Origin of the sequence: Roseixanthobacter pseudopolyaromaticivorans, assembly GCF_043195145.2 — a bacterium.
In the GTDB taxonomy this organism is placed as follows: Bacteria; Pseudomonadota; Alphaproteobacteria; order Rhizobiales; family Xanthobacteraceae; genus NCEH01.
Genome location: NZ_CM195539.1, coordinates 4,021,691 through 4,037,634, shown reverse-complemented (window position 1 = coordinate 4,037,634; position 15,944 = coordinate 4,021,691). Strand labels below are relative to the sequence as shown.

The 15,944-nt window shown below is 69.9% G+C and carries 13 protein-coding genes and 2 pseudogenes; 5 read left to right on the top strand and 10 right to left on the bottom strand.

Going from position 1 to position 15,944, the window contains the following annotated elements; all coding sequences use genetic code 11:
* Window positions 1–209: 209 nt before the first annotated feature.
* From V5F68_RS18970 to V5F68_RS18955, 4 genes and pseudogenes are all read right to left on the bottom strand, one after another.
* A pseudogene (locus V5F68_RS18970) lies at window positions 210–1,486 on the bottom strand (IS256 family transposase).
* Window positions 1,487–1,543: 57 nt separating this feature from the next.
* Window positions 1,544–1,933 (bottom strand): annotated as a pseudogene (locus tag V5F68_RS18965) (IS5 family transposase); the annotation flags it as partial.
* 154 nt (window positions 1,934–2,087) lie between these two features.
* Window positions 2,088–2,690, bottom strand: coding sequence for a group II intron maturase-specific domain-containing protein (locus tag V5F68_RS18960; protein WP_509211071.1), 603 nt, complete (start codon window positions 2,688–2,690; stop codon window positions 2,088–2,090).
* Window positions 2,691–2,822: 132 nt separating this feature from the next.
* Window positions 2,823–3,245 carry a reverse transcriptase domain-containing protein gene (locus V5F68_RS18955; protein WP_394016264.1) on the bottom strand — a complete coding sequence of 141 codons (423 nt, stop codon included), beginning with the start codon at window positions 3,243–3,245 and terminating at the stop codon, window positions 2,823–2,825.
* An 85-nt stretch (window positions 3,246–3,330) separates the two neighbouring features.
* Here V5F68_RS18955 and V5F68_RS18950 point away from each other — a divergent pair, with 85 nt between their 5' ends.
* Window positions 3,331–3,486: a hypothetical protein gene (locus tag V5F68_RS18950; RefSeq protein ID WP_281805226.1), complete on the top strand. Its 156-nt coding sequence runs from the start codon at window positions 3,331–3,333 to the stop codon at window positions 3,484–3,486.
* 9 nt (window positions 3,487–3,495) lie between these two features.
* Here V5F68_RS18950 and V5F68_RS18945 read toward each other — a convergent pair whose 3' ends face one another.
* The 4 genes from V5F68_RS18945 to V5F68_RS18930 are packed head-to-tail and all read right to left on the bottom strand — an operon-like array spanning window position 3,496 to window position 8,795.
* Window positions 3,496–5,469: an ATP-binding protein gene (locus V5F68_RS18945; RefSeq protein ID WP_281805224.1), complete on the bottom strand. Its 1,974-nt coding sequence runs from the start codon at window positions 5,467–5,469 to the stop codon at window positions 3,496–3,498.
* A gap of 2 nt (window positions 5,470–5,471) precedes the next feature.
* Entirely contained in the window at window positions 5,472–7,094 is a 1,623-nt protein-coding gene (locus V5F68_RS18940; protein ID WP_281805222.1) for a carboxyl transferase domain-containing protein, read from the bottom strand.
* On the bottom strand, window positions 7,095–7,427 hold the full coding sequence (locus tag V5F68_RS18935) for an AtuA-related protein (RefSeq protein WP_281805220.1): 333 nt from the start codon (window positions 7,425–7,427) through the stop codon (window positions 7,095–7,097).
* Between the two features lie 3 nt (window positions 7,428–7,430).
* The gene (locus V5F68_RS18930; protein WP_281805218.1) at window positions 7,431–8,795 is read right to left on the bottom strand and encodes an acyclic terpene utilization AtuA family protein; all 1,365 of its coding nucleotides are present in this window, start codon (window positions 8,793–8,795) and stop codon (window positions 7,431–7,433) included.
* Window positions 8,796–9,058: 263 nt separating this feature from the next.
* Here V5F68_RS18930 and V5F68_RS18925 point away from each other — a divergent pair, with 263 nt between their 5' ends.
* The 4 genes from V5F68_RS18925 to V5F68_RS18910 are packed head-to-tail and all read left to right on the top strand — an operon-like array spanning window position 9,059 to window position 12,605.
* On the top strand, window positions 9,059–9,838 hold the full coding sequence (locus V5F68_RS18925; RefSeq protein WP_281805217.1) for an enoyl-CoA hydratase/isomerase family protein: 780 nt from the start codon (window positions 9,059–9,061) through the stop codon (window positions 9,836–9,838).
* 22 nt (window positions 9,839–9,860) lie between these two features.
* Window positions 9,861–10,346, top strand: a complete 486-nt coding sequence (locus tag V5F68_RS18920; protein WP_281805215.1) for a MaoC/PaaZ C-terminal domain-containing protein — start codon at window positions 9,861–9,863, stop codon at window positions 10,344–10,346.
* A complete protein-coding gene (locus tag V5F68_RS18915; protein WP_281805213.1) occupies window positions 10,343–11,491 on the top strand; it encodes an acyl-CoA dehydrogenase family protein in 1,149 nt (382 codons plus the stop codon). The genes V5F68_RS18920 and V5F68_RS18915 overlap by 4 nt, the downstream gene beginning before the upstream one ends.
* Before the next feature lies 1 nt (window position 11,492).
* Window positions 11,493–12,605, top strand: a complete 1,113-nt coding sequence (locus tag V5F68_RS18910; protein WP_394016265.1) for an NADH:flavin oxidoreductase/NADH oxidase — start codon at window positions 11,493–11,495, stop codon at window positions 12,603–12,605.
* A 247-nt stretch (window positions 12,606–12,852) separates the two neighbouring features.
* Here the strand turns inward: V5F68_RS18910 and V5F68_RS18905 are convergent, their stop codons facing one another.
* The gene (locus tag V5F68_RS18905) at window positions 12,853–14,811 is read right to left on the bottom strand and encodes a TRAP transporter permease (protein WP_281805209.1); all 1,959 of its coding nucleotides are present in this window, start codon (window positions 14,809–14,811) and stop codon (window positions 12,853–12,855) included.
* A gap of 32 nt (window positions 14,812–14,843) precedes the next feature.
* Window positions 14,844–15,842, bottom strand: a complete 999-nt coding sequence (locus tag V5F68_RS18900; protein ID WP_393976602.1) for a TAXI family TRAP transporter solute-binding subunit — start codon at window positions 15,840–15,842, stop codon at window positions 14,844–14,846.
* Between the last annotated feature and the right edge of the window lie 102 nt (window positions 15,843–15,944).

Below are 15,944 nucleotides of genomic sequence, written 5' to 3'. Positions count from 1 at the left end.
ACTGTTGGCGAAGGGCGACGATCTGGAGCGGGTGAAGGCGCTGGTCGATTTCGAGATGTTTCGACCTGCACTGGAAGCCGCTGTGCTGCGCGCGGACCGGTCGAAGGGCGGCAGGCCCGCCTTCGATCACATGCTGATGTTCAAGGTCCCCGTGGGGATGTCCCACCCGATGTTGAAAAGAGCGCGGCGGACGTGGCTGGTTGAGGAGGCTATGCAGCCTCGCGGACAGGGTCAAGGCCGGCGCCGACGGCGCACTCGGCCTGATGGGCGAGAAGGGCGGCGCGCAGGCTGGGCAACTGGTTGTGGGCCTTCAGTCGGCGGAAGCCCTTGGCGGCTTCGATCATGGCGGCCCCTGTCCAGCGCAGGGCCATGGCCGCATCCCGCCACCGCTTCACGTTGCGGCAGACGCGCCGGATGGTGCCGTTCATGTTCTCGATGATGTTGGTGCAGGCCAGCGAGCGCCGCAGTTCGGTCGGCAGCCGCAGGCGCGTGACGGTGAGGATCTCGTCGAGGCCCTCCAGGAGGCTGGCCGAGACACCCGGAGCCTCGCGCTCGAGCCGACGGGCGAGATTGCGGATCAGCGTTTCGGCCTTGTCGGCGTCGTCCAGCTCCCAGGCTTGGCGAAGAGCCCTGCGCACCGAGGCGTGCAGGGATTTCGGCAGGCGCTCGGTGATGTTGCGGGCCTTGTGGACCTGACAGCGCTGGATCGGCGCACTTCGGCCGAAGCTGTTGCGGATCGCCTTCGACAGGGCACGCGAGCCGTCGATGATGAACAGGCGACAGACGGCGGGGTCGAGGCCCCGGCCGACCATGTTGTCGAGCAGGGCCTGGCAGACGGCGGCGTTCTCGCTTGCCCCCTCCATGACCCCGAGCGGGTGCTTGTCGCCGTTGCCGTCGACGCTGACCGCCGCCAGCAGGATCAGGTCCTGAGCGATGTGGATGCCGTCGATCTGGATGACCAGCAGATCCAGCGCGGAGAGGTCGGCGGCCATCCACGCCTTCATCGTCTCGGCCGACAGCGCCACGAAGCGACGCGACACCGCCGATCGGGTCACGCCGGCTCCCCGCTCGGCGGGGATGTCGCCGCCGGGCAGGCGGACGGCGCCGCCGAACTTGCGGGTCGACACGTTCATCAGCATCAGATTGAGCGCCCATTGGCCGAGAAGATCCTCGTCGACCGCCGCCGCCCAGCTCGGCAGGGGCATCTCACCGCCGAGCGGGCACGAACCCGAGGGCGCTCGACTTCGACCTTGCCGCCGTGAAAGCCGATCTTTCCCTTGGCTCTGCCCCAACGATGAGCCTCCCGATCGCCACCGCGACCATGGCGCGGGCCGCAGAGCCGAGCCGCATCCTCTTCCATCATACCGGTGAGAGTGGCCAGCCCGGCCGTCAGGCACAGGCGTTCGAAGCTGGCGCGGACCTCGTCCACAGCTGCCTCGACGAGCGCAGACGGTGTCACCGCTGCCGATGTGGTAGGTTTCTTCATGGCGTTGCTTTCCTTCGAGGATTCGACACCCGAGCCTTAAGAGCCGGATTCAAAAGTTCACGCGGTTTTGCAATGTCTTACGATGCGGCGTGTTAGCATGCGGATGCTGGCGATGTGGGCGAAGGCGGTCGCGCTTTCGATGGATTTCTCCCAGTCCTTTGCGAGGCGGCGGCAGCGTCCGAGCCATGCGAATGTCCGCTCGACCACCCAGCGGCGGGGCAGGACGACGAAGCCCTTGGCCGCGTCGGAGCGCTTGACGATCTCGATGGTCCAGCGTCCGTGGCCGGCCATGGCGTCCTTTAGCTTGTCGCCGGCATAGCCGCCATCGGCGAAGACCTGGCGCAGCCACGGATGGCGGGAGCGGATCGCCCTGAGCAGGTCGGGAGCACCGTCGCGGTCCTGCACGTCGGCCCCGTGGACCATGACGAAGATCAGCAAGCCGACCGTGATGGCGCCGATCGCCTTGCCGCCTTCCGAAATGGTGAGGCTCGCCTGGGCGATCTGTAGAGTCGAGGACGGGCGCGGTGGCATTGCCCCGTTTCCCGTCCCCGCTCATCAAACCGGACGTACGGATTTCCCGCATCCGGCTTTCCGACTGGTTTCACCGCAAGGCCCACGGCGACGACCGACTGCGCTCGCGTCGAAGGCATCGGACGGCCAATTCCCCGTAGACATATTCTCGAGAGAACCGGTCCGCTCCACGCCCCTGCGCTTTGTGTCGTTGACGGAGGAAGTGCCGCGTTCGGTCATACACATGCTGATCGACGGCCTCGTATGCCGACGCGAGGGCGCCGTAGGAGAAGTAGGCCGACCAACCGCGCAGAACGCGGTTCAACCGTGCTCGCACTTCGTCCCAAGCGCCCTTGTTGCCGGGCACCAGAAGTTCGCCGATCTTCACCTTGACCCGCTGCACGCTCTTCTTGGACGGGCTCGCCCCCAGGTGCCAGCGACCTCCATTGGGAAGGTGGCGCGGTCCCAGTGTGTAGCCAAGGAAGTCGAAGCCTTCACGCCGGGCATTTTTCACCGAGGTTTTCGCCTCGTTGAGCGTCAGCCCGAGCTTCGTCATCACCGCCCTCGTCCAGGTCAGAGCCTCTTCCGCGTGTCCGCGGCTGAGGATGACGAAGTCGTCGGCATAAGAGATGACATGTGCGTGGAACACCTCGCCGCGCCCCGTCAACCGCCAATGCTTCAGGAATCGGTTCATGTAAATGACGGAGAGCAGCGGACTGGCGACACCACCCTGGGGGGGTGCCGCGAGCGCTGCTCTTGCCGCCGCTCATGTGCCGTTTCCCGTCGCCATCCCGTTCCTCGACCGGCACTTGCAGCCACAGCTTGATCAGCCGCAGCACATTCCGGTCGAGGACACGGCGGGCCACCGATCGGAGGAGGTCCGCGTGCGGGATCGTGTCGAAATACTTCGACAAGTCGGCATCGACGACGTCGGTATAGCCCTGGTATAGCCCCGGCATAGCAGCCGGTGCGTTTCCTTGACGGCATCGATCGCGCTCCGACGCGGCCGATAGCCGTAGGCACCGTCCTCGAAGTCCGCCTCGAAGATCGGCTCCAGCACGATCTTGGCTGCGGCCTGAACCACCCGGTCCCGGATCGTCGGGATGCCAAGCGGACGTTCGCCGCCGCCAGGCTTTGGGATCATCACCCGCCGCACTGGATCAGGCTGGTAGGACTTCGAGACGAGGTCCTCGCGCAAGCTCGCCAGCCACGCGTCTATATCCGCCGCCTCGATCTGTCCGAAGGTCATCCCGTCCACACCTGGCGCACCCGCATTGGCGCGGGCAGTCACCGCGACGAATGCAGTTATTGGAGGTGTCCAGCTGAAGCGGATCGTGGCGGATTTGTCGCTCGACGACCCGCGCACGCTACCGACCGCGGAGGAGGCCGCCGCCGCCATCGTACCGTTGTGCCTGCCGGCGTGCGAGGACACCGGGCGGCTCTACGATTTCCCCACCCGGAGCTTCCTCGACTTCCGGATGCCAGCCTGAGGCCGGCGCTCACAGGGCGAGGCGCACCAGCCTCTGCCCCGCCTCCACCTGCTCGCCGACCCGGCAGACGATCTCGGCGACGATGCCGTCCCGCGGGGCGGTGACGGGGTTCTCGAACTTCATCGCCTCGATCACCGCCAGCACGTCGCCGCGGGCCACCCGTTCGCCCGCCTTGGCCGCGACCGCGACCACGAGGCCGGGAATCTCGGCGCTGGCCCAGTCGGTCGCCTCCGCCTCGTCCGGGCCGCCGCGCACCCGGCGCGAGACCTCCGCGCGCGCGCCGTCGATGATCACCTCCACCGCATCGGGCAGCACCAGCGCGCGCCAGCGCCGGCCGTCGAGCATGCCTTCGAGGAGGCCGCCGGAACCGCGCCCGCCCTCGACCGTCGCGGTCAGCCGCATCCCGGCGGTCTCGGCCTCCACCGTCACGGCGCCGCGCCGGGCGGAAAGGACCCGCACGGCGGCGCGTGCCCCGGCGATTTCCAGGACCATCGCGCCGAGCGGCGCGCCCTGCGCCAGCGCGTGCCGGCCATAGGGCGCCGCGCTCGCCTGCCAGGGCGAGGCCGGCCCGCTTCCCTCCGGCATGGCGTCGAGCACGACGGCGGCGCCGGCCACCGCGGCTAGCGCGCCGGGCGCGGCCGCGCCGAGGAGCTCGGGCAGAACCTCGTCGATGAGGCGGGTGTGCGCCGTTCCGGCCGCCACCTCCGGCCGCGCCGCGAGCGCCGCGAGGAAGCCGAGATTGGTCGCGACCCCCATCACCGCGGTCTCGGCGAGGGCCGCGCGCATGCGCGCCAGTGTCTGCCGCCGGTCGTCGCCATGGACGATGATCTTCGCGATCATGGGATCGTAGTGGGGCGGCACGGGGCTTCCAGCCTCGACCGCGCTGTCGATGCGCGCCCCGGAGGGCCAGGCGAGGTGCGTGACGCGTCCCGGCGCCGGCCGGAAGCCCGCGGCCGGGTCCTCCGCATAGAGCCGGCACTCGATGGCATGGCCGCGCGCGTGGATCTGCTCCTGGGCGAGCGGTAGCGGCGCGCCCGAGGCGAGGCGCAATTGCCATTCCACGAGGTCGAGGCCGGTGATCGCCTCCGTCACCGGATGCTCCACCTGGAGGCGCGTGTTGACCTCCAGATAGTAGAATGCCCCATCGGCGCCGACGATGAACTCGAACGTGCCGGCATTGCGGTAGGTCACGGCCCGCGCGCCGGCGACCGCCGCCTGCGCGAGGCGCGCCCTGAGGGCGTCCGGCAGGGTGGAGGCGGGGGCTTCCTCGATCACCTTCTGGTGGCGGCGCTGGAGCGAGCATTCCCGGTCGAACAGGTGCACCGCGCCGCCCGCGCCGTCGCCGAACACCTGCACCTCCACATGGCGCGGCCGCTCGATCAGGCGCTCCACCAGCAGGCGCCCGTCGCCGAAGCTGGAGCGTGCGGTGCGGATCGCCGAGGCGATCTCGGCGCGGGCGCCCGGCTTCGTGACCACCTGCATGCCCTTGCCGCCCCCGCCCGCGGCGGGCTTCAGCAAGGCGGGATAGCCGGTCGCCGCGATCAGCCGCTCCACCTCCTCCACGTCGTCGGAGGCCGCGGCCGAGCCGGGCACCACCGGCACGCCGGCCTCGGCCATGAGCGCCTTCGCCCGCCCCTTGTCGCCGAGCGCGGCGATGGTGTCGGGCCGCGGCCCGACGAAGATCAGCCCCGCCGCCTCCACCGCGGCGGCGAAGTCCGCATTCTCCGAGAGGAAACCGACGCCGGGATGGATCGCGTCGGCACCCCGCTCGCGCGCGGCGCGGATCAGCGCCGCCCCGTCGAGATAGGAGCGCGCCGCCGGTGCCGGGCCGATGCGCACCAGGTCCGCCGCCCCCTCCAGGTGGGGCGCGCCGCGGTCGGCGTCGGAATAGACCGCCACATAGGGGATGGAGAGCCGCGCGCAGGTGCGGGCGATGCGCCGGGCGATCTCGCCGCGGTTGGCGATCAGGAGCTTGCCGATCATGGCTACATCCGGAACACGCCGAAGCGGGTCTCCCCCTTCGGGCCGCCTTTCGCCATGGCGAGGGCGAGGGCGAGGAAGGCGCGCGTCTCCTCCGGCTCGATCACCGCGTCCACCCACAGGCGGGCGGCGGCGTGGAGCGGGTGGCTCGATCGCTCGTAGGCGGCGCGGATGGGGGCCTCGAAGCGCGCCCGCTCCTCCGCGTCGAAGGTCCGCCCCGCCTTGGCCAGCTGGCCCTCGCGCACCAGGCCGAGCACGGTCGCGGCCTGCTCGCCGCCCATCACCGAGGTGCGCGCATTGGGCCACATGGCCATGAGGCGCGGGCCGAAGGCGCGCCCGCACATGGCGTAGTTGCCGGCGCCGTAGCTGCCGCCCACCAGCAGGCTGAGTTTCGGCACCGCGGCGGTCGCCACCGCATTCACCAGCTTCGCGCCGTGTCGGGCGATGCCGCCCGCCTCGTATTCCTCGCCCACCATGAAGCCGCTGATGTTGTGCAGGAACAGCAGCGGCACGCCGCGCTGGCAGCACAGCTCGATGAAGTTCGCCGCCTTCTGCGCGCTCTCGGCATAGAGCACGCCGTCGTTCATGAGCACGCCGACGCGGTAGCCCTCGATGGCGGCGGTGCCGCAGATGATGGTGCGGGCATAGCGCGCGCGGTACTCGTCGAGCCGGCCGCCGTCGATGAGGCGGGCGAGGATCTCGCGGGCGGGCAGGCGCTGGCGCGGGCTCGCCGGGATCAGGCCGGCGATCTCCGAGGCCGGGCTCAGCGGCGGCTCGGGCGGAAGGTCCGGGCCGGGCAAAGGCGGCGCCGGGGCGCGGGCGAGGATGGCGCGCACCAGGAACAGCGCCTCCACGTCGTCCTCGGCCAGATGGTCGGCCACCGCGCTGCGGCGGGTGTGCACGTCGGCCCCGCCGAGGGTCTCGGCTTCCACCACAACCCCGGTCGCCGCCTGCACCAGCTGCGGGCCGCCGAGGAAGATGGTGCCGGTGCCGCGCACGATCACCGTCTCGTCCGCCATGGCGGGGATGTAGGCGCCGCCGGCGGTGCACGAGCCCATGACGGCCGCGATCTGCGGCAGGCCCAGCGCGGACATCTCGGCGATGTTGCGGAAGATGGCGCCGAAATGGTGCGCGTCGGGGAAGATGTCCTCCTGGTGCGGCAGGAAGGCGCCGCCCGAATCCACCAGGTAGACGCAGGGCAGGGCATTCTCCCGCGCCACCTGCTGGGCGCGGATCTGCTTCTTCACCGTGAGGGGATAATAGGTGCCGCCCTTCACCGTGGCGTCGTTCGCCATGATCATGACGAGGCGCCCGCCGACGCTGCCGACGCCGGTGACGATGCCCGCCGCCGGGACCGGCTCGTCATAGACGCCGTGGGCAGCGAGCCGGCCGATCTCCAGGAACGGGGTCGCCGGGTCGAGCAGGAGCGAGATGCGCTCGCGCGCGGTCAGCTTGCCGCGCTCCTTGTGGCGCGCCACCGCCTCGGCCGGCCCGCCCGCCGCGGCGAGCCGCGCGGCCTCCTCGATCGCCGCGCACTGGAGGCGGAAGGCCTCGGCGTTGTCGGGGGGAACCGCTTGCGCCGGCTCTTGCTCGGGGTCTTGGGCGGGAGTGTCCGGCAGGGCCGCCATTCAGGCGGCCTCCGATCCGGCGGGCGGCAGCACGGCCGGAAGGCGCAGCAGGCCGTTGCCCATGGCCTTGCCGGTCTGGTCGAGGCGCAGTGTGCGCGTCGCCCCGCCGCCGAGCGCCCGGCGCATGATCACGACCACGGCCTCGATATTGTCCATGGGATAGGTCTCCACGTCGCCCTGGACCCAGTCGCCGAACAGCGCCTTGACCCGCTCGGGCGTGAGGCTCGCCAGGAGCACGGGATAATCCTGCGGCGTGCGGGCGATGACCCCCACCGAGACCACGTCGCCCTTGTCGCCGGAGCGCACATAGGCGAAGTCGCGAAGAAGCTGCATGGCTCAGGCCTCCAGGAGCGAGACGCGCTGCGTCACCACGGACTGCGGCACGAGGGTGGGCCACACGCCGTAGACCGGGCGCGGCTTCATGGGCGTGCCGAAGGAGGTGCCGCCCGGCCCCATGATCCAGAGCTGCGCGCAGGCCCGGCGCACCTTCTCCGCCTCCTGGCGGGTGGCGGTGTGGACCGCGACGCGCAGGCCGATCTCCGCCGGCTCGTAATCCGGCATGGGGGAGGCCGGCCCGTGCAGCATGTTGACGCCCACGAGGTCGAACTGCACCGCGTCGGCCTTCAGCTTCAGGCGCTCGAAGCGCTCGCCGAGGGTCTGCTTCGCCTTCTCGGCGCGCCCCAGCGCGTCGGGCCAGGGGAAGAACATCATGCCCTCGCCGATCCAGCCGTCCTCGTAGCCCACCACCAGCTTGAGGGTTTCCGGGCGCGGGCCGCCGCCCATGTGGGAGAGCCGGACGCGGTCCGGCCCGATCTCCTCCAGCCGCACGCGAGTGAAGTCGGCGACGCCGTCCGGCATGAGGTAGCGGCGCGGATCGCCGATCTCGTAGACGAGGTGCTCCTTGACGGTGAACGGGTCCACGCGTCCGCCGGTCTGGTCGAGCTTGGTGATGACCGCGGTGCCGTCGCCGTCGAACTCGACGATGGGAAAGCCGACCCTGCCCATGTTGGGCATCTCGTCGAAGCGGGAGGACATGCCGCCGGTGGCGGCGGCGGCGCACTCCACCACGTGGCCGATGGTGATGGCGGCGGCGATGCGGTCGGTGTCGGCCGCGCCGTAGCTCCAGCCGAACTCGTGCATCAGCGGGCCCACATAGAGCGCGTTGTCGGAGACCCGGCCGGCGATCACCACGTCCGCCCCCTGGGCGAGCGCCTCCACGATGCCGGAGCTGTCGGTATAGACGTTGGCGGCCACCACGCGGTTGCGGATGGCGGCGAAGTTGGTCTCGCCGGTGTCGATGTTGGTGAGGTCGGTGCCGCTCTCGATCAGCTCGTCCAGCCGGTCGAGCACGTCGTCGCCTTCGATCACGCCGATGCGCAGGCCGTTCAGCCCGAGCTCGCGGGCGAGCGAGCGGATGCGCTCGCCGGCCGCGCGCGGGTTGGCGCCGCCGCCGTTGCAGACGATGCGGGTGCCGCTCTTGCGGGCGAGAGGAAGAAGAACGGAAAGGTGCGCGGGAAGATCGGGAATGTACCCCGTCTCCGGGTCCTTCAGGCGCTGGCGCTGGAGCAGCGCCATGGTCAGCTCGGCGAGATAGTCCATGGAGAGATAGTCGAGCGTCCCCCGCTCCAGCAGCTCGACCGCAGGGTCGAAGGCATCTCCCCAGAAGCCGGAACCGGCCCCGAGCCTCAGCGAACGCCTCATGCGCGCCTCTCCCAAAGAAATCATTCTTCCGCAACGCCATAGGCCGGGGCGCGCCGAGGCGCGCCGGGTCCCGCAGGGTCCGGATCGATGCAGAGGGTGCGTCGCTGCGGGGCGTAAAGTCAAGTGTATTTCGAAAATCAGTTCCGCAAGATGGATTTTTGTTTGACCCGCCCGCCGGGCAGGCACTAAGGTCGTCGCCAGAGAAGGGCGCCCCGAGCGCTCCGGCCCGCCATCGGGCCCGCCCTGGAGGAAGGCGCCGCGCCATGCAGGCGGATGAGGTGGAACTGGCCGTCGCCGACGGCATCGCGCGTGTCACCCTGAACCGGCCGGCGCGGCGCAACGCCCTCACCGCGTCCATGGCGAACGCGCTCACCGCCGCGTGGGCCCGCATCGACGCGGACCAGGCGATCCGCGCCGTCGTGCTCGCCGCCGCCCCGTGCGGCACCTTCTGCGCCGGCATGGATCTCAAGGAGATGGCCGCGGCGCGGGCCGAGGGCGCGGACCTCCTCGCACGCATCGCCGATCCGTTCCAGGAGCGCCTGCGCGCAGTCCGCCAGCCGGTGGTGGCGGCGCTCAACGGCCATTTCAGCGGCGCCGGCATGCTGCTCGCCATGGGCGCCGACATCCGCGTTGGCCTCGCCGGATCGCGCGCCGCCATCTCCGAGGTGCGGTTCGGCCGGGGCACCTCCTGGGCCGTGCCGCTGCTGTGGATGCTGCCGCAGCCGGTGCTGAGCGAGATGATGCTCACCGGCGCGCCTTTGCCCGTGGAGGAGCTGTGGCGCCACGGCTTCGTCAACCATCTCGAGGCGACGCCGGAGGTGGTGCTGGCGCGCGCCCTCGCCCTCGCCGGCCAGATCGCCCGGAACGCGCCGCTCTCCGTGCGCGCCGCCAAGGCAACGCTCGCCGCCGGCATGGACCTCGGCTGCGCGGGCGGGCTCGCGCGCGGCGCCGAGCTTCACCGCGCGGTCTATGCCAGCGCCGATGCACAGGAAGGGCCGAGCGCCTTCGCCGAGGGGCGCGTGCCCGTCTGGCAGGGCCGGTGACCAGGAAGGAAGAGCAGGAGCGATGATCGATCAGCCGTTTCCCGAATTGAAGGTCGGCCAGTCCAAGGTCTCGCGCGGGCGCACGCTGACCGAGACCGACGTGGTCAACTTCTGCATGCTCACCGGCAACTGGCTGGAGATCCACGCCAACGAGGAGTTCGCCAAGACCGCGCGCTTCGGCCGGCGGGTGGTTCAGGGCTCGCTCGTCTTCTCCATCGTCAACGCGCTCCTGCCCTTCGATTCGAGCGTGGTGGACGCGTTCTACGGCGTGGACCGGCTGCGATTCCTCAAGCCCACCTTCATCGGCGACACCCTGTGGGCGCGCTCCGAGATCATCGACCTGCGCGAGAAGGACGGAGGCGCCGGCGTCGCCACGCTCGAGCTCGTCGGCGCGAACCAGCGCCGGGAAAAAGTCATGCGCTGCGAGTTCAGCCTGCTCATCTTGGGCGCGCGCCTGCTGCCGCCCTCGAACGACCCCTTCACCCTTGCGGAGCCTGCGGCCCAATGAACTTCCTCAACAGCGAACAGAGCGCCTGGCACGACACCGTCGACCGCTTCATGGAGAAGGAGATCACGCGCGAATACATCCGCACCCAGGACGAGGCGCGCGCCTACCCTTACGAAGGCTATGAGAAGATCGCCAAGGAAGGCTGGCTGCGCCTGCTGATCCCGGAGGATCACGGCGGCTACGGCGGCGACATCTTCGACTACGCGCTCATGTGCGAGGGGCTCGGCAAGTTCGGCTTCGACTTCGCGACTGCGGTGCTGGTGCCCACCTTCACCGCCATGAACATCGTGAAGTTCGGCAACGACGCCCAGAAGGCGGACTATCTCGAACCCTTCATGTCCGGCGCGCGGCGCTTCTCCATCTCCATCTCCGAGCCCTCGGCCGGCTCGGACGCTGCCAGCACTCGCACCCGCGCCCGACGCGACGGCGAGAGCTACGTCATCAAGGGCCAGAAGCTCTGGTGCAGCGGCGCGGCGGCGCAGAACGTGACCATCCAGATGCTGGTGCGCACCGACCCGGAGACCGCCAAGCACCGCGGGCTCTCGGTGCTGCTGGTGCCCAACGACACGGCGGGCGTCGACATCCGCCGGCTGCCGACTCTGGCGCGCCGCGCCACCGGCACCACGGAGATCTTCCTCGACGACGCGCGGGTGCCCGCCGCCAACCTGCTCGGTCACGAGGGGCAGGGATGGGAGATCATCACCGATCATCTGGAGTTGGAGCGCATCGCGGTGTCCGCCGCCTATGTGGGCAATGCCCAGACCGCGGTGAGCGACGCGCTCGCCTATGCCCACGAGCGCGAGCAGTTCGACCGGCCGATCTTCGATTTCCAGGTGATCCGCCACATGCTCGCCGACATGCAGACCCAGGTGGATGCCGCCCGGCTCCTGGTCTACCGCGGCGCCGAGCTCGCCTCACGGCACGAGCCGTGCGCCAAGGAGGTGGCCATGGGCAAGCTGTTCGCATCCGAGACGCTGCAGAATGTCTCGCGCATGGGCATGCAGATCCTCGGCGGGCACTCCATGCTGCCGGACTCGGACATGGAGCGCTATTTCCGCGAAGGCATGCAGAGCACCATCGGCGGCGGCACCTCGCAGATCCAGCGCACCATCATCGCCAAGGCCATGCACCAGAACCCGGGCTGAGATGGCGCGTCTGTTCCAGCCCCTCGGCCTGCGCGGCCTCACGCTGAAGAACCGCGTGGTGGTCTCGCCCATGCAGACCTACAGCGCGCCCGAGGCGCGCGCGACGGCCTGGCACCAGGCGCATCTCGCGCGCTTCGCCCTCGGCGGCGCCGGGCTGGTGGTGGCGGAGGCCACCGCCGTGACCCCGGAGGGGCGCTCGACCGACCTCGATCTCGGGCTCTGGGACGGTGCGCAGGAACACGCCCTGCGCGGCCTCGCGGAAGCGGTCCACGCCTGCGGCGCGGCGCTCGGCGTGCAGCTCCAGCATGCAGGCCGCAAGGCGGCGACGTCCGCGCCGTGGGAGGGGTTCCGGCCGCTCGCGCCGGAGGCCGGCGGGGCGGTGCTCGGGCCGACCGATGCGCCCGCGGCTCCCGGCGGCCATGTTCCGCGCGCGATGGCGCCATCCGACATGGCCCCGCTCGTGGCCGCCTACGCGGCTGCGGCCCGGCGCGCCGATACGGCGGGCGTGGACCTCATCGAGATCCACATGGCCCACGGCTATCTCCTCCACAGCTTCCTGTCGCCCCTCTCCAACACCCGCGCCGACGCGTACGGCGGGGCGATCGAGGGGCGCATGCGATTTCCTCTCGAAGTGGTGGAGGGCGTGCGGGCGGCCTGGCCGGCGCACAAGCCGCTCGCCTGCCGAATCTCGTCGGTGGACGGGATCGGCATCGGCTGGTCGCTGGAGGATTCCCAGGTGCTGGTGAAGGCGTTGATCGCCGCCGGCGTCGACCTGGTGGACTGCTCCTCGGGCGGCATGATCCTGCCGAGCGGCCAGATGATGGTGCCCCGCGGCCCAGGCTTCCAGGTGCCGTTCGCGAGCCAGCTCAGGCGGGCGACCGGCGCCTGCGTGATCGCGGTCGGCGGCATCGCCGATGCGGCCGAGGCCGAGGCGGTTCTGACGCGCGAGGATGCGGACCTCGTCGCCATCGGCCGCGCGATGCTCGCCGATCCGAACTGGGCGCTCCACGCCGCCGCCACGCTTGTTGAGGACGGCGGCTGGGCGCACTGGCCGAAGCCGTTCGGCTGGTGGCTGGAGCGCCGCGCCCGCGCCGCGGGCCGGTACAAGGCTTAGGTCCCGCCGGCGCTCGCGCCATTGCCGCCTTGTCGACCGGGATATGTTCCGGTGCGGCGGCGTGCTGATCTTCCTGAAAACCACGACGGCCATCGCGAAGCGCCGGACGCCTCGCCGGGCGCCCGCGCGCGGCGGCGCGTCTTTTGTGGCCCGAAACAGCTTGCGCCCGGATCGCGGGACGATCCGGGCGCAAGGATTTCGATCGACGGTGCGGGGGGCCAGGGCCGCGGCGCAGGCGCGGCCGAAGCTAAAGCTTCAGATCCGCGGGCTGCCGCTGTGCGGCGCCGGCCGATCGCGGCTCGCGAAAGTGGCTCACCCCTGCCAGCGCCGCGATCATGATCAGGCCGACGATGTCGCTCCAGGCCGCCGGATAGAACAGCAGCGCCGCCGCGCCATAGACGAAGATCCGCAGCGGCCAGTTGAGCGGGCCGAAGAAGTAGCCCGTGGAGGCCGCCGTGATGGCGATGATCGCGATGGAGGTGATGCCCGTGTCATAGGCGATCTGCAGCCACGAGCCCTCCATCAGCACCCCGGTGCGGAAGATGAAGAGGAACGGGATCAGGTAGAGCCCGATGGCCAGCACCACCGCATGCCCGCCCACCTTCCAGAAGTTCACTTTCGCTATCGAAGCAGCCGCGAACACGCTCGCGCAGACCGGCGGCGTGATGGCGGACAGGATCGCGAAATAGAAGATGAACAGGTGGGCGTTGAGCGGGGCGACGCCGAGCTTGATGACGATGGGCGCCGCCACCGCCGCCGCCAGGATGTAGGAGGCGGTGGTGGGCACGTCCATGCCGAGAAGGATGGCGAGCACCGCGGTGAGGATCAGCACGAAGACGAGGTTCTCGCCCGACAGCGACAGGATGAGGCTCGACACCTTCACACCCACCCCGGTGGCGGTGAGCACCTTCACCACAATCGCCGCGCAGGCGAGCAGCACCGCGATCATAGCGATGGCCCGGCCGGCGTCGTAGAGGCCTTCCAGCACCTGGCCCAGATACTCGCTGTAGGTGGCGCCGAGCTCATGAGCGCGGCCCTCGGCCAAGCATTTCGCGCCGCGCAGGATCACTTGGGTGACGACCAGCATCGCCACCGCCGTCGCGCCCGCGAGGGTGGGGGTGAGGTCCATGGCGAGCATGCCGATGAGGACGCCAACCGGCAGATACATGGGCAAGGCGGTGTAGGGGTCGAGCAGCTCGCGCGCCGACGGCATCTCCGAGCGGTCGAGCGGGCGGATGTTCATCTTGCGCGCGCGGAATCCGACGCTGAACCAGATGGTGAGGAAGTAGAGGATGGCCGGGATGAGGGCGGCGCCGACCACGCTGGAATAGGGAATGTCCAGCATCTCCGCCATGATGAAGGCGCCCGCCCCCATCACCGGCGGCATGATCTGCCCGCCCGCCGACGCCACCGCCTCGATGGCGGCGGCGTAGCTCTTGGTGTAGCCCGCCCGGTGCATGGTGGGGATGGTGATGGGGCCGAGCGCCATCACGTTCGCCACCGCCGATCCGGTCACCGTCCCGAACAGGGCGGAGGAGGCGGTGCACACCTTCGCCTGGCCGCCCCAGCTGCGGCCGGCGATCAGGGTGGCGAGCTTGATGAAGATCTCCGTCGCCCCAGTGCTGAGCAGCAGCGCGCCGAAGATGATGAACACCGCGATCACCCGGGTGCCCATGTCGACCATGTAGCCGAAGATGGTCTCGGTGGAGGCGTAGGTGGTCTCGATCAGCGTCAGGGTGGAGACGCGCGGCGGCTGCCACGGCCCGCTCACATAGGCGCTGCCCAGATAGAAATAGAGTAGCCCGGTGAGCGCGAGCAGCGGCAGGAACCAGCCGATGGTCCTGCGCGCCGCCTCCAGCACCAGGGCCAGCGCGATGAAGCCGAGCGCGAGGTCGAGCGTGCTCAACTCGCCCATGAAGTCGGACAGGCGCTGGTTGTTGAGCGCCACGTGGAAGCAGACGTAGTAGCCCGCGAGCGCCAGCACGATGTCGAGGATGCGGCGCGCGCCCTTGCTCCCGCCCTCGACGGCCGAGAGCAGGAACACCGACCCGAGCCCGAGCCCGAGGAACAGGCCCCGCTGGACCAGCGGCTCCATCATCCCCGCGAACGAGGTGTAGAGCTGGAACAGCGCGAATCCGATGAGGATGATCCGCAAGGAGAACGCCGTGCTCTTGCCGAGCCAGCTGTCGGTGGTGCCGTCTGCCATCTGAGCGCCTCTGACGTTCGCAGCCGAAGGAATTATTGCGCCGACTTCCAGTGGGCGAGCGCGCCGGGATGGACGGCGATGCCGATCTCGACCGTCTCGAGCAGCGACTTCTTGAAGTCGTAGTCCTTCAGCTGCGGCCACACGCTGATGAGGATCTGCCGGTTCTGGTCGATGGCGTGGGCGATCTTCTTCGCGGTCGCATCGTTCATCAGCGACAAACGCGTGGCATAGACGATCGGCACCGAGGGCGTGGCGAAGGCCGGGTTGTCCTTGATGAAGCCGACCGGGATGGTGACGAAGCTCACGCCCGGGATCTTGGCGAGCACCTTCTCCTGCTGCTCCTTGGTGAAGCCCAGGATGCGCATGTCCACCTTGGTCATCAGCTCGCGCAGAGTCGCGTCGACGCGCGAGGCGGCGGCGTACTTGGAGTAGCCCACGAGCTGGTTGTTGCCGACGCCCTCGATGGCGTCGTTCACGGTGCCGTAGATGTAGCGCGGCTTGATGCCAAGCAGGTTGAAGCTCTGGGTGACGAGCAGCTCGCCGCCGCTGCCGCGAATGCCGGGCGTGAAGTTCTTGCCCGTCAGCCCGTTGAGGTCGGTGATGCCGCTGTCGACGCGCACCGCGATGTTGATGATGGAATCGTCATAGGGGTAGAGCGCCACGAGGTCGGCCACCGGCTTGCCCTCGAACTGGCCGGTGCCGTTCTTCGCCTGCACAAAGACGTCGCCCGCCACGAGGCCGAGGTCGATCTCGCCCCGCGCCAGCCGGCGCACGTTGTCGACGCTGGCCCCGGTCTCCACCACCGTGACCGTGGTGCCCGGATTTCCCTTCTCGATGGCCTGCGCCATGCCCACGGCCACCTGGTAGTGGCTCGACGTGGCGTTGGTGGCGCCGAGCGTGAGCGTCTCCGCCCCGGCCGGCAGCGCCAGCAGCGCCGCGAAGGCGCCGCCGCAGAAGAGGGCCGACGCGCGGCCGCGGCCGCGCCGGCGGCCCATGAGAAGCCCAATAGCGCGAGAGAAGTGTCCCCGCATGTCGTTCCTCCAAAGTTTTTCTTGTCGCACGCCGGGTCGCGCCGGCGGTCACGGGATGAACGCCGGCGGCGCGCACGAACGCGCCGGGCCGGGCCCTCATCG

Excerpts from the sequence above, each read along its gene's own strand:
- V5F68_RS18960 (WP_509211071.1), bottom strand. The coding sequence starts at position 2,690 with ATGAACCGATTCCTGAAGCATTGGCGGTTGACGGGGCGCGGCGAGGTG.
- V5F68_RS18955 (WP_394016264.1), bottom strand. The coding sequence starts at position 3,245 with ATGACCTTCGGACAGATCGAGGCGGCGGATATAGACGCGTGGCTGGCG.
- V5F68_RS18945 (WP_281805224.1), bottom strand. The coding sequence starts at position 5,469 with ATGATCGGCAAGCTCCTGATCGCCAACCGCGGCGAGATCGCCCGGCGC.
- V5F68_RS18940 (WP_281805222.1), bottom strand. The coding sequence starts at position 7,094 with ATGGCGGCCCTGCCGGACACTCCCGCCCAAGACCCCGAGCAAGAGCCG.
- V5F68_RS18935 (WP_281805220.1), bottom strand. The coding sequence starts at position 7,427 with ATGCAGCTTCTTCGCGACTTCGCCTATGTGCGCTCCGGCGACAAGGGC.
- V5F68_RS18930 (WP_281805218.1), bottom strand. The coding sequence starts at position 8,795 with ATGAGGCGTTCGCTGAGGCTCGGGGCCGGTTCCGGCTTCTGGGGAGAT.
- V5F68_RS18925 (WP_281805217.1), top strand. The coding sequence starts at position 9,059 with ATGCAGGCGGATGAGGTGGAACTGGCCGTCGCCGACGGCATCGCGCGT.
- V5F68_RS18920 (WP_281805215.1), top strand. The coding sequence starts at position 9,861 with ATGATCGATCAGCCGTTTCCCGAATTGAAGGTCGGCCAGTCCAAGGTC.
- V5F68_RS18915 (WP_281805213.1), top strand. The coding sequence starts at position 10,343 with ATGAACTTCCTCAACAGCGAACAGAGCGCCTGGCACGACACCGTCGAC.
- V5F68_RS18910 (WP_394016265.1), top strand. The coding sequence starts at position 11,493 with ATGGCGCGTCTGTTCCAGCCCCTCGGCCTGCGCGGCCTCACGCTGAAG.
- V5F68_RS18905 (WP_281805209.1), bottom strand. The coding sequence starts at position 14,811 with ATGGCAGACGGCACCACCGACAGCTGGCTCGGCAAGAGCACGGCGTTC.
- V5F68_RS18900 (WP_393976602.1), bottom strand. The coding sequence starts at position 15,842 with ATGCGGGGACACTTCTCTCGCGCTATTGGGCTTCTCATGGGCCGCCGG.